General features: G+C 43.1%; 11 protein-coding genes. 8 read left to right on the forward strand and 3 right to left on the reverse strand.

What is annotated here, in order from left to right; translation table 11 throughout:
• Window positions 1–2: 2 nt before the first annotated feature.
• The 8 genes from nuoH (at window position 3) to HPS56_RS03820 (ending at window position 9036) form a co-directional block, all read left to right on the forward strand.
• Window positions 3–1088 (forward strand): NADH-quinone oxidoreductase subunit NuoH, encoded by a 1086-nt coding sequence (gene nuoH / locus HPS56_RS03785; protein ID WP_172274063.1) that lies wholly within the window; start codon window positions 3–5, stop codon window positions 1086–1088.
• A gap of 13 nt (window positions 1089–1101) precedes the next feature.
• The gene (locus HPS56_RS03790) at window positions 1102–1632 is read left to right on the forward strand and encodes a NuoI/complex I 23 kDa subunit family protein (RefSeq protein WP_172274066.1); all 531 of its coding nucleotides are present in this window, start codon (window positions 1102–1104) and stop codon (window positions 1630–1632) included.
• 16 nt (window positions 1633–1648) lie between these two features.
• The gene (locus HPS56_RS03795) at window positions 1649–2173 is read left to right on the forward strand and encodes an NADH-quinone oxidoreductase subunit J family protein (RefSeq protein WP_172274069.1); all 525 of its coding nucleotides are present in this window, start codon (window positions 1649–1651) and stop codon (window positions 2171–2173) included.
• A gap of 1 nt (window position 2174) precedes the next feature.
• Complete coding sequence (nuoK, locus tag HPS56_RS03800) at window positions 2175–2486, forward strand: NADH-quinone oxidoreductase subunit NuoK (RefSeq protein ID WP_172274072.1); 312 nt, start codon at window positions 2175–2177, stop codon at window positions 2484–2486.
• A gap of 7 nt (window positions 2487–2493) precedes the next feature.
• Window positions 2494–4458, forward strand: coding sequence for an NADH-quinone oxidoreductase subunit L (gene nuoL / locus HPS56_RS03805; protein ID WP_172274075.1), 1965 nt, complete (start codon window positions 2494–2496; stop codon window positions 4456–4458).
• 5 nt (window positions 4459–4463) lie between these two features.
• Complete coding sequence (locus tag HPS56_RS03810) at window positions 4464–5948, forward strand: complex I subunit 4 family protein (RefSeq protein ID WP_172274078.1); 1485 nt, start codon at window positions 4464–4466, stop codon at window positions 5946–5948.
• A gap of 17 nt (window positions 5949–5965) precedes the next feature.
• A complete protein-coding gene (locus HPS56_RS03815) occupies window positions 5966–7393 on the forward strand; it encodes an NADH-quinone oxidoreductase subunit N (protein ID WP_172274081.1) in 1428 nt (475 codons plus the stop codon).
• A gap of 92 nt (window positions 7394–7485) precedes the next feature.
• A complete protein-coding gene (locus HPS56_RS03820) occupies window positions 7486–9036 on the forward strand; it encodes a ComEC/Rec2 family competence protein (protein ID WP_172274084.1) in 1551 nt (516 codons plus the stop codon).
• A 107-nt stretch (window positions 9037–9143) separates the two neighbouring features.
• On the opposite strand, the gene HPS56_RS03825 is transcribed toward HPS56_RS03820, so the two are convergent.
• The 3 genes from HPS56_RS03825 to HPS56_RS03835 all read right to left on the reverse strand — a co-directional run bounded on the left by HPS56_RS03825 (window position 9144) and on the right by HPS56_RS03835 (window position 13722).
• Window positions 9144–10583 (reverse strand): alpha-amylase, encoded by a 1440-nt coding sequence (locus HPS56_RS03825; RefSeq protein WP_172274087.1) that lies wholly within the window; start codon window positions 10581–10583, stop codon window positions 9144–9146.
• A 271-nt stretch (window positions 10584–10854) separates the two neighbouring features.
• Window positions 10855–12660 carry a glycoside hydrolase family 2 protein gene (locus tag HPS56_RS03830; RefSeq protein ID WP_172274089.1) on the reverse strand — a complete coding sequence of 602 codons (1806 nt, stop codon included), beginning with the start codon at window positions 12658–12660 and terminating at the stop codon, window positions 10855–10857.
• 78 nt (window positions 12661–12738) lie between these two features.
• Window positions 12739–13722: a GNAT family N-acetyltransferase gene (locus HPS56_RS03835; RefSeq protein ID WP_172274092.1), complete on the reverse strand. Its 984-nt coding sequence runs from the start codon at window positions 13720–13722 to the stop codon at window positions 12739–12741.

The following is a 13722-nucleotide window of genomic DNA, read 5'->3' on the forward strand; positions in this document are numbered from 1 at the left end:
AAATGTTTGATTTTAATATAGTTACAACATGGATCGACATGTTCCTGCGCCAGACACTTGGCTTAGGCGATTTTCTGTCGATTCTTATCGAGTGTATACTGGTGGGCGTCGGCATTCTTGTAGGCTACGCCATGCTGGCTATCGTCTTGATATTTATGGAACGTAAGGTTTGTGCATATTTCCAATGCCGTCTCGGTCCGATGCGTGTCGGTCCCTGGGGAGTGTTCCAGGTATTTGCAGACGTGTTGAAGATGCTCATAAAAGAGATTTTCTTCGTAGATAAGGCAGACAAGCTTCTTTATCTTGTTGCTCCGTTCCTTGTAATTGTTGCGTCTGTAGGTACATTCTCTTTCCTTCCCTGGAATAATGGAGCTGTCGTACTTGACTTTAATGTCGGTATATTCCTTCTTACCGCTGTTTCAAGTATCGGTGTTGTCGGTATTTTTATGGCAGGATGGGGAAGTAACAATAAATATGGTGTCGTTTCCGCTATGCGCGGTGCCGTACAGCTTATCTCTTATGAGATGTCGCTTGGCCTCTGCCTTATCACGGCTGTGATTCTTACAGGTACGATGCAGGTATCTGGTATTGTGGAGGCACAGACCGGTCCTTGGAACTGGCTTATTTTCAGAGGACATATTCCGGCCGTAATAGCTTTTGTCGTATTCCTTGTTGCCGGTAATGCGGAGGCAAACCGTGGTCCGTTCGACTTGGCTGAGGCAGAGAGTGAGCTTACAGCCGGTTATCACACAGAATACAGCGGTATGGGATTCGGTTTTTATTACCTTGCCGAGTATCTTAATCTGTTTGTTATCTCAGGTATTGCCACAACAGTCTTCCTTGGAGGTTGGGCTCCTGTAAACATTGGTATCGACGCTTTTGACTCGGTAATGAATTATATTCCCGGTATCGTTTGGTTCTTGGGTAAGGCTTTTGCCGTGGTATGGTTGCTGATGTGGGTGCGTTGGACATTCCCGCGTTTGCGTATTGACCAGATTCTGACGCTTGAGTGGAAGTATCTTATGCCGTTGTGTCTGTTGAATCTGGTACTTATGACAATAATTGTTGCCTTTGGATGGCACTTCTAATTAAGCAATAAAAATGGAAGAAAATAATAAATCATATTTTGGTGAGGTTTTCCATGCTGTGAAGTCACTTGCCACAGGTTTGAAGATAACTCTTAAGGAGTACTTCACGCCTAAGAGCACGGAGCAGTATCCCGAGAACCGTAAGACCACGTTACATGTCTCAAAGCGTCATCGTGGACGTCTTGTGATGCTTAGAGATGAAAATGATGCAGTTAAATGTGTTGGCTGTACAATGTGTGAGAAAGTATGTCCCAACGGTACTATCAAGATACAGACAGAGATGGTTACGACAGAGGACGGAAAGAAGAAGAGAAAGCTTGTTGATTATCAGTACGACCTTGGAGACTGTATGTTTTGTCAGCTTTGCGTGAATGCCTGTAATTTTGATGCCATTGAGTTTACCAATGACTTTGAAAACAGTACATTTGACCGCAATTCACTTGTTCTTCATCTGGATAAGGAGCATTATGAGAGTTCTTTGCCAAATATCCTTGACGGTGGCGCTCCGCTGACAATCGGAAAGTTTAATACTAAAACTAAATAAGGAGGAAGTATAAGATATGGCTAATTTAGTAATGTTTTGCATTTTGGCATTCATCATTCTTGGTTCTGCTGTGATGTGCGTGACAACAAAGAAAATAATGCGGGCCGCAACATTCTTGCTGTTCGTTCTCTTTGGGGTGGCAGGTCTTTACTTCCTGCTTGACTATACATATTTGGCTGCCGCACAGATCAGTATCTATGCCGGTGGTATAACGATGATGTATATCTTTGCAATACAGCTTGTAGGGAAACGTACTCTTCAGGGTATGGTTGAGAGGTTAAGAGGATGTCGCATTATTGGCGGTATGATCGTATCGGTAATAGGTCTTGCGACTGTTGTCCTCGTTTTCCTTAAGAACAGTTTTATAACATCATCTGCCTTGACGGATGGCGAAGAGGTTCCGATGGATGTCATCGGTAACGCGTTACTCGGTTCTGACAAATACCAGTACGTGCTTCCGTTCGAGTTTATTTCCGTATTCCTTCTTGCATGTATCATTGGAGGAATTATTGTTGCACGTAAAGAAAAGGAGACGAAGTAATATGGTACCAGTAGAGTTTTATTTTGTTCTTAGCGCGTTGCTGTTTTTCATAGGTGTGTTCGGTTTTGTCACACGCCGCAATCTTATAGCAATGCTCATTTCCATAGAACTTGTATTAAACGCGGTTGACATCAACTTTGCCGCTTTTAACCGTATGCTGTTCCCTGACGGACAGTTGGAGGGCTTCTTCATGTCTTTGTTCTCAATAGGCGTGAGCGCAGCGGAAAGTGCCGTAGCTATTGCTATTATTATTAATGTTTACCGTAATTTCCACAGTGATCAGGTGAACAGTATTGAAAACATGAAATATTAATTGAGTTATGGAATATAGTTATGTATTTTTGATACTTCTTCTGCCTTTCCTTTCTTTTATAGTGTTGGGACTTGCGGGTATGAAGATGCCGCACAAGACAGCTGGCCTTATCGGTACCCTATCGTTGGGTATCGTGACAGCCCTTTCTTATTATACCGCTTTCTGCTATTTTACGGCAGAGCGTGGTGTTGACGGCACATTTGCAACGATGGTGCCCTACAATTTCACATGGTTGCCTTTGGGGGTTCTGAATTTTGATCTCGGTATAATGCTTGATCCTATATCGGTGATGATGCTTATCGTTATCTCTACTGTCAGCCTGATGGTTCATATATATTCTTTTGGATATATGCACGGTGAGAAAGGATTCCAGCGTTATTATGCTTATCTGAGCCTTTTCACAATGTCAATGCTTGGCTTGGTTGTGGCGACAAATATTTTCCAGATGTATCTTTTCTGGGAACTTGTAGGTGTGAGTTCATATTTGCTCATCGGTTTTTACTATCCTTTGCATGCGGCTGTGGCTGCTTCAAAGAAAGCGTTTATTGTAACACGTTTTGCTGATATGTTCTTCCTTATAGGTATCCTTATATTTGGATTCTATACCGGTTCGTTCAGTTTTTCTTTTGCAGGCAATGTGGTAATGGGCGATGGTGCCACACCGTTTATTCCTGTTGATGTTGTAAGAGCCGTGGCAGCCGGTGGGTTTATTATCCCGACAGCTCTTGTTCTTATGTTCATCGGTGGTGCCGGTAAGAGTGCCATGTTCCCGTTGCATATATGGCTTCCGGATGCCATGGAAGGTCCGACTCCTGTAAGTGCACTTATCCATGCCGCCACAATGGTTGTTGCTGGTGTGTTCCAGATTGCGCGTCTTTTCCCGTTGTGGATCGAGTATGCTCCTGGGCAGATGAGTATTGTTGTATATGTAGGTGTGTTTACTGCATTCTATGCAGCAGCGGTGGCATGTGCACAGAGCGATATAAAGCGTGTGCTTGCTTTCTCGACAATTTCTCAGATCGCGTTTATGATGGTTGCGCTTGGAGTATGTCTGCCTGGTCACGACGGTGCCGTGCTTGACAATCATGCCCAGCTTGGTTATATGGCGTCAATGTTCCATTTGTTCACACACGCCATGTTCAAGGCTTGTCTGTTTCTTGGTGCCGGATGTATCATACATGCTGTTCATTCAAATGAGATGTCAACGATGGGTGGTCTTCGCAAATACATGCCAATAACCCACATAACATTCCTCATTTCATGTATTGCAATTTCCGGTATACCTCCGTTCTCCGGTTTCTTCTCAAAGGATGAAATTATCACGGCATGTTTTGCATATAGTCCTGTCGTGGGTTGGATAATGACAGCCATTGCCGCAATGACCGCATTCTATATGTTCCGTCTTTATTATGGCATATTCTGGGGTACGGAGAACAAAGAGCTTCATGAGCATCATACTCCGCACGAGGCGCCTCTTACCATGACCATTCCGCTTATCATACTTTCTGTAATCACACTGACCTGCGGTTGGATAGTGAATTTCGGTTCGTTTGTAAGTGCAAGCGGTCTTGATTATGAGATACATCTCGATAAACAGATCGCAATAACGTCTACTGTCATAGCACTTATCAGTATAGCCCTTGCCACCTATATATATAAAGGTGAGAAGCAGCCGATAGCTGATATTCTTTACAAGCGTTTCCCAAAACTTCACCGTGCCGCATATAAGCGTTTCTACATGGATGAGGTCTGGATGTTTATCACTCATAAGGTTATTTTCCGTCTTGTGTCTACTCCTATTGCATGGTTTGACCGTCATGTTGTTGACGGTACGTTTGATTTCATCGCATGGGGCAGTAATGCCGCCGGTGAGACGATTCGTCCGTGGCAAAGCGGTGATGTCCGTCAGTATGCAGTATGGTTCCTCACAGGAACAGTGGCATTAACATTAGTATTACTTTGCTTATTATAATAGAAATGAATATATTGAGTTTATTCGTATTGATACCTGTAGTGATGCTGCTTGGTCTTTGGATAGCACGCAATCTCAATCAGGTTCGCGGAGTGATGGTGATTGGTTCTTCCTTTTTGCTTGCTCTCTCTGTGTATTTGACAGTCGCCTTCATACAGGCACGTCAGAATGGCGATACTTCAGCCATGCTTTTCACCTATAGTACTCCTTGGTTCAAGCCTCTAAATATCGCCTATTCAACTGGTGTTGACGGAATCTCGGTTGTGATGCTGCTTCTTTCAAGTATCATTGTCTTTACCGGAACTTTCGCATCATGGCAGCTTAAACCGATGACTAAGGAATACTTCCTTTGGTTCACTTTGTTGTCGACAGGTGTTTACGGATTCTTTATCTGCACAGACCTGTTTACTATGTTCATGTTCTACGAGGTTGCCCTTATTCCAATGTATCTTCTTATCGGAGTTTGGGGCAGCGGTCAGAAAGAATATGCCGCAATGAAGCTGACCCTGATGCTTATGGGTGGCTCGGCCCTTCTTATCATAGGTATATTGGGAATTTATTATTTCAGTGGAGCGACGACCATGAATATTACCGAGATTGCGGCAATGCACAATATTCCGGTTGATATACAGAAAGTGTTCTTCCCGTTCATTTTCATCGGTTTCGGTGTTCTTGGTGCCCTGTTCCCATTCCATACATGGTCACCTGACGGTCACGCTTCTGCTCCTACAGCCGTTTCTATGCTTCACGCAGGTGTGTTGATGAAGCTTGGAGGTTACGGATGTTTCCGCATTGCAATGTACCTTTTGCCGGAAGCGGCACATGAGCTTTCATGGATATTCCTTATCCTTACTACAATCTCGGTTGTTTACGGTGCCCTTTCCGCATGTGTGCAGACAGACCTTAAATATATAAATGCCTATTCTTCAGTGTCGCACTGCGGTCTGGTGTTGTTTGCTTTGCTGATGATGACAAAGACAGCGTGCACCGGAGCAATCCTTCAGATGCTTTCACATGGTCTGATGACAGCTTTGTTCTTTGCTCTCATAGGTATGATTTACGGTCGTACACATACGCGTGATATCCGCAAGCTTGGCGGTTTGATGAAAATAATGCCGTTTCTCTCTGTAGGTTATGTCATTGCCGGTCTTGCCAACCTCGGTCTTCCCGGTTTCTCAGGTTTCATTGCCGAGATGACAATCTTTGTTGGCTCGTTTGAGAATAATGATGTATTTCACCGCACATGCACCATCATCGCATGTACATCTATTGTAGTGACAGCCGTTTATATTCTCCGCGTTGTCGGTAAGATTCTTTTCGAGAAGGTTGCCGACCCTCATTACGAGCAGCTCACTGATGCCACATGGGACGAGCGTTTCTCTGTATGCTGTCTTATCTTCTGTGTGGCAGGTTTGGGTATGGCTCCGCTGTGGGTAAGCAATGTAATCAACGGAGGTGTAAGCTCAGTATTAAGTGTAATTAACTTCTAAAATCAGTCAGGTATAAAATGGATTACAGTCAGTTTTTTAGTATGATTCCTGAAGCTACCCTAATGGTGGCTCTGGTAATAGTTTTTCTTGCCGACCTTATTTTGAAAGGTGAGAATAAACATTCTGCATTGAGCCTGCTGACAGGAGTTCTTCTTGTTTCCCAGCTTGCTGTTTGCTTCATGCAGACACCGGCAGAGGCATTCAGCGGACTTTATGTCTCTACAGCTGCGACAAATATAATGAAAGCGATTCTTACAGGCGGTTCACTGATTGTTGTAATCATGGCGCAGTCATGGTTGCAGCGTGCCGATGTGGCAGATAAGGAGGGGGAATTCTATGAGCTTCTCATTTCCACTTTGCTCGGTATGTATATGATGATGTCTTCCGGCCACTTCCTCATGTTCTTCCTCGGTCTTGAGATGGCTTCCGTTCCAATGGCATGTATGGTTGCCCTTGATAAGTGCCGTAAGGAATCGGCTGAGGCTGCCGCGAAATTTATCATCACAGCTACATTCTCAAGCGGTGTGATGCTTTACGGTATCTCTTTCATTTATGCAATGACAGGTACGCTTTATTTTGATGATGTGGTAAACTACATTGATGCGACTCCTATGACAATCATGGGTCTTGTGTTCTTCTTCAGTGGTCTTGGTTTCAAGATTTCCCTTGTTCCGTTCCACTTCTGGACAGCTGATACATATCAGGGTGCTCCCACGGCTGTTACCGGTTATATGAGTGTAGTTTCAAAGGGTGCCGCAGCATTCACTCTGATGGCGATTCTCATGAAGGTTTTTGCTCCTATAGCTGAATACTATGAGTATCTTCTCTACATTGTGATTGTGCTCAGCATCACAGTAGCCAATCTGTTTGCCCTCCGTCAGAATGAGCTTAAGCGATTCATGGCTTTCAGTTCGATCTCACAAGCCGGATATATAATGCTTGCCGCAGTGGGCAGCAACGGTATGGCACTTTCTTCATTGATTTACTATGTTCTTGTATATGTGGTTGCAAACATGGCAGTGTTCACCGTAATCAATGTCGTAGAGACACGCGGTAAGGGAAATACCAGAATGAGTTGTTATGACGGATTTTATCAGACAAATCCGAAATTGTCGTTCCTGATGACACTTGCTCTGTTCTCACTTGCCGGTATACCTCCGTTTGCCGGTATGTTCAGCAAGTTCTTCGTGTTTATGGCAGCAGCACAGAATGGCTCGTTCCTTGCATATTTTGTTCTTTTCATAGCATTGATAAATACGGTGGCCAGTCTTTACTACTATCTGCTTATCGTTAAGGCTATGTATATAAAGAGCAACGACAATCCGTTGCCGGAGTTCCGTAGTGATTGCAACACTAAACTTGCGCTTGGTCTCTGCACGGCAGGTATCGTTGCGTTTGGTGTTTGCAGTTGTGTTTACGATTGGATTGCGGCAGCTTGTATTTGACAGTCGGAATTTGATTATAGGCAGAGACGGATGCGGATTCATACCGTGTCCGTCTTTGTTTTTATACTAACCATTTTTTTGCGGCAAACGTTTTGAGATTCATTTCCATTCCACATCTGATTTCCGTCAGTCCTCTTGTGCCCGTATGCCTGTGTATGGCTGCAGGTATGGTTGTGTCGCCTTATGTGTGTGATTTCATCGGGATTATGCCTTTGGCGTTTCTGCTTTCATGGGTTGTGCTTGTCGGCTTGTTCCTTAACAATTATAAGACTTCGCAAACATTGTATATCTTTATTGCTTATGTATTGTCTGGAATCATACTTCATGGAATTGCTGTGAGACGCACAACAGTGAGGTTGACCGGTGAGGCGGAAACCTACAGTGCTGTGGTTTATTCACGGCCTGCATTTGGAAGCAGGAATATCAGCTTTGATATCATTGTACAGACAGGAACGTTGGAGGGAAAGAAAGTAAGGGTTTTTATTCCGGAAAAATGTCTTTCCGATACTGAAAGCAAGAAAATAACCGGTGGAACTCTAAAGATAGGTGACGGTGTGGAGCTCACTTCCATGTTCAGGGTTCCATGCTCGTCGAGTAATTCAAAATTTGATTATGCCGCTTATTTGCGCGGTCGTAATATTGTGGCCGTGACTTATGTTACTCCTGAAAATATAAAGCGTCTTGAAACGTATATAGATAATATTTCATTTCTTGATGAGATGATGTTGTATTTCGGTCATTGGCGTCAGGAATTATTTGAAGCTTATTCCGATAATGACATTTCCGGCCAGGAAGGAGCCGTTGTCATGGCAATGACTTTAGGCGACAAGTCTTTTTTGTCGTCAGACACGAAAGATGTATATTCCGTTTCGGGAGCTTCACATGTGCTGGCTCTTTCCGGATTGCATTTGGGAATTATATATGCATTGTTTTCGTTTCTGTTTTTCAGGAAAAACAGACTGTATGAGATATTGTCGGTCTGTTTCATTTGGGGGTATGTTTTTCTTGTAGGTTTTTCTCCTTCTGTTGTACGTGCGGCTATAATGATAAGTATATGTTCCTTGGGAGTGGTTGCCGGCCGTGAATCTATGTCACTCAACAGTCTTGCCTTTGCCGCATTGATAATGCTGGTTGTCAATCCCTTGAATATAGGCGATGCCGGTTTCCAACTTTCATTTATGGCAGTAGGATTTATCATTACTTTCGGGAGGCAGGCTATTGAATGGTTCACTCCGAAGTTTAGAATGCAGCATCGTCTCTTTGTGTCTGTTTGGTCGTTTGCCGTAATCACCGTTGCGGCCCAATTGGCTACGGCTCCGTTGGTCGCGTATTATTTCGGTGGCATACCGCTGTACTTTATGCTCACAAATATTGTTGCAATACCGTTTGCGTCAATTATTCTGTATCTTTCTGCCGGATTTCTTATCATTCCTTTTGCCCGTCATATCTTTGCAGCGGCAATCATGTATGTGGCAACTTTGATGAATGAAATATTGGGTACAATAGCTTCATTTCCGTGTTCGTATATACCGGTAGGGGATATCTCGGTTCTACAGACGGTTCTCGTTTATATAATTATTGTCTGTTTTCTTGTTGCAGTGGATATTATGGCGAGAAAATTTATATGTACGGATGTACCTTAAGCACATGTCAAGATAAAAACAGTCATGAAAATATATTTATGCCGCTTGACACATCGCAAAGCGATGTCCGTACATATAGTATAAGCTGTATTGTGCGTAGATATTTCTTACGGAGTCCATACGGCGGCTTTGCCTCCTGATACAAAGAAGAGTCCGTTTCCTTCGTTGTCTATAGTGACCTCTTCCGTCCGGTTGCCTGTGATTTCATGCCAAACTTCTCCGGCATGCTGTATTCCCACGTTCATTTGTTTCTCACCGTCCTCACCGTTTGATATTAGCAGCGCGAGACCGGATCCCGGAATCTTCTCCACTCCCTGGCGTGTGAATCCTATTGTACATGGATGGTCAAAATAATCAGTCTGTATTCCATGGGCACATCTCTGTCGTACGTCCAGCAGTTTTTCGATTATATCCTTATGTGGAGATACGTTACCTTCTGTTCCGTAGTAATCACCGTAGAATATACACGGATATCCTTTTTCCATAAGCAGAATCAGGGCGTATGCCGACGGTTTGAACCAGTCTTCAATGTAAGACTCGAGCGAACTGCCTTGTTGTGAGTCATGATTATCCACGAATGTCACCGCCAATTCAGGATGGCGTGACACAAGCGTATTGTCGAGAATTGTGCGCAAGTCGTAGTCACAACTGTTTTTTGACGCCTTATGCATATTATAATGCAGGCATACGTCAAAGAGGTCTATTCCGTATTCAACGTTGGCAAGATATCCTTCCATAGTCTCTATGTCTTCTATCCAGTATTCTCCCACGGCATAGAATCCGGCTCCGCATTCCGCCCTGACGGCCTCGAGAAATTGTTTTGTGAACTTGTCATTCATGTGTTTTATGGCATCAAGGCGCATACCGTCTATTTTTGTTTCCTTTGTTACCCATATTCCCCAGTGTTTCAAGTCTGCAATCACATCTGGGTGGTCAAGGTCTATATCAGAGAACATAAGATAATCGTAATTTCCGTTCTCATTGTCTACACCTACACTCCATGCTTTTCCTTCACTTACAATCTGGTAAATTCCGGTTTTTTTGTCCCGTTCATTATAATCGGTACCAGAGAAGTGAAACCAATGCCATTTAAAGTCGGAGTATTTTTCGCCTCGTCCGGGAAAGTCGAATCCCGTCCAACATTCTATTTCATACGGTTCGCAGAGCGGTTGGTCGCGGTCATCCGGATCCACAAGCCGTGCCATGCATGTCTCTATATGGTCGGCTCCGGCTTTATGGTTCATTACGGCGTCAAGGTATACACAGATGTCACACGCATGTAACGCTTCAATCATTTCAATAAGTTCCTGCTTTGTGCCGTATTTTGTTCGCACAGCTCCTTTTTGGTCAAACTCTCCAAGGTCATAAAGGTCGTATGTGCCGTATCCGACGTCTTCAGTTCCGCATCCTTTATATGCCGGCGGTATCCATACGGCTGTTACTCCTATGTCATGAAGATGTTGCGCATCCTCTTTCAACTGTTTCCACAAACTGCCGTCATCCGGCAGATTCCATTCAAAATACTGCATCATTACTCCGTTTTTCATATTTTACTCTTTTTTATTTGTTATATATACCGTTATAAACATCTGTGGAAAGGTGATGTATACAGTCCGTTCCACTCGGCAAATATATTTGAAAACACGGGTATTATGATAAAACAGTCCTGTAAAAAAGCGTAACAGATGTTTTGTTTAATCTATTTTTGTATGAAAAAACAATTCAACCACTGTTTTTCATATATAAAAAGACAAGTTAACGGTATGTGATTGTATTTCAACCGTTAACTTGTCCTTTTTTATATATTGCATATACAACCTATTTATACTCTTCCTTTTTGTTATTATACCATTCTTTGACGATATAGAACGCTTTTTTCTTTTCACCTTTTTCTGTATACAGGCCTTTACGGTTGAAGAAGTCCTGTGTGTCGTCCAGCGGTCTGCGCGGTGAGCGGAAATCAGCCAATACCCATGGTGATGTTCCGGCCAATCCGTCTATACTTTCTATCATCTTGAGGTTTATCTTATATAGATTCTCCTGAAATTCTTCTGTCCACCGTTCTTCCGCCGTACCATGTCTTCCATAAACAGCACCGCCTCCAAACTCACTTATAATAACAGGTTTGTCGTAAGGTATTTCCCATTTCATCTTGTGTGCGTCATTTACGTTTCTATACCAGCCTACATATTGGTTGAAACTGATTATATCTACATATTTGTGCATTTCATCGTTAAGTATGTTTACGTAGTTTGAAGCGGAGAGTACCTCCATTGCCATGCTGATCATGCGTGTAGAGTCTTTCTGCCTGGCAGTTTCGGCCAGTTTGCCAAGGAATTTGTTTCGTGCCTCTGTCTTTGCCGTTTCGTTGGCTATAGACCATATAATCACAGCAGCTCTGTTCTTATCGCGTGAGATCATGTCGTCCAGCTGCTTTTCCGCATTCTTGTAAGTTTCGTTGTTTGTCCACGAGATGTTCCAATACAGCGGTATTTCCGACCATACCATAAGTCCCATACGTTCAGCTTCCCTTACTGCCTGTTCATTATGTGGATAGTGTGCCAGTCTTACGTAGTTGCATCCTAATTCTTTTGCCCATCCGAATATTACTTTTGCATCTTCTTCACCACATGCACGTCCTTTTCCGAAAGGTTTCTCTTCGTGTACGCAAATTCCACGCAGGAATACCGGTTTCCCGTTTAATAAAATCTGCTTGCCTTTTGTCTCAATCGTCCTGAATCCTATCTCCTCGTTTATTGTTTCATCGTCTTTTGCCAGCTTTACATTGTAGAGTTTAGGCTTTTCCGGTGACCAAAGTTCCGGTTTTGCCTTAAGCTCAAAATGGGCCTTGCCATTGGAATCGGTAATTACAGTTCTTTTAATTTTAAGTTCGGGAATATCCAGCTGTATTTTTTCGTTGGCGACAGTGGTATTAAGCTTTACCCATCCTTTTATCAGATTCTTGTTCCCTTTCGCAAGTTGTATGCTGTAGTCTTCTATATATATGTTGTTTACAGTTACCAGAAAAACGTCTCTGGTTATTCCTCCATAGTTCCACCAGTCGAAAACCTGTGTAGGCACTCCGTCTTTATGTCTTTTATTGTCAACCTTGACTATTACGTTGTTTTTTCCGTTGTGCAGCATTTCTGTGACATCATAGGCGAAAGGTGTAAACCCGCCGACGTGCCTGCCTGCCTCTTTGCCGTTTACATATACCACAGCTTCATAGTTTACGGCTCCGAAGTAGAGTAATTCCTTTTTCCCCTCTTTCTTGGTATAGTCAAACTCTTTTCTGAACCACACTGTACCTTCATAGAACATCAGTCTTTCGTCTTTTGTGTTCCAGTCTGATGGAATTTCCATTACCGGGGCCTTATCAAAATCATACTCTATGAGATCTGTTGGTTTCCTTGCCTTTCTGTTTTCAAAGAATCCGTGTGATGTTTTCCTCATTTGGTTATTATAGTACCCCATTTCCTGAACATCTATTATGTAGTTCCATTTTCCGTTTAAGGAAATGTTTTCCCTTGAAAATACATTTATAGGGGTTTTTGCTTCCTTTGCTACGGAATAGACGGCAGTCAAAGGCAAAACAATGTTTAGTAGAATTCGTTTAAATGTCATAATATGAAATTTGATGAGTTATTTGATTTAAAATAATGGATGTTGTATGCTGTGCGGATAGTTTCTTTATTTCCGCTTTCAGTCCCTGTATATTCGCGATAGGATTTTGTTTATAAGTTTGTTGGAGCATCTGAACCATCTGTATGTTCCGGTTGGCTTTCCTCCGAACTTAAGTATGAACTCACGGAAATTATTGCGTCTGAAAGGCAACCCCACATTCATGAAAACTATATGTCGGCAATTTTTGTTTGAGGCATACCTTATCGCGTGCCATACGGTAATGATGTCTGGGTGGAGCAGTGCGAAACTCTTGCGTAGGAATGCGGAGTACCACATATAGGCGTTTCCACCGTAGAACACGCATGCACAGCAGCCTATTGTCTTGCTTTTGTATTTTGTTATAAATATTTTTGCATTTTCGCATCGCTGCAATCCACGGAAGAAAGAAATGTCAGGCACATAGCGTCTCGGTTTCATGCGGCTGTGGTTTCGCAGAAGTTTATAGAATGCATCTATGTCGCTGTCGCTTCTCGCTTCTTCGGTAAGAATTCCTCTGTTGTAGGATTTCTCTATACGTTTTTTCATTTTTTCCGAAAGGCGGTCTTCGGGTGACATGCTGTGCAGCGAGTTACGTACGCTCATCCAGTGTATCGGGAAATAGCCGGCATTGCGGAACTGTTTATATCCGAACATTTTTTTTGACATGTTGCAAAACTCTATATAGGCTACAAATGAGTTGAGTTTGCATGTAAGTGCGGAAAGCATCTTTCCGAAAATCTCGTTTTCAGATGTGGTGTCCTTGCCGTAGCCGTTGTTGGGACCGCATCCTAATACCATACAGTGATAATATATGAATGGAGGTATCCATGTTCTCCTGCGGCAGATGTTTGCAAGAAGATGTCCTGCCACATTGCCGGCCTCATCGAATGCCACCGCCATGTACGGGCGCATTCCCGGAGTGCTTTCGTACAGGGCGAACATCGTTTTGCTCTGGAAAAGATTACTGTTGCAGATTTCCGGCAAATCCCTGCTTTTGGTGAATATGTTTATCTTTGTCTGCAT

Origin of the sequence: Xylanibacter muris (assembly GCF_013166605.1) — a bacterium.
Taxonomy (GTDB): domain Bacteria; phylum Bacteroidota; class Bacteroidia; order Bacteroidales; family Bacteroidaceae; genus Prevotella; species Prevotella muris.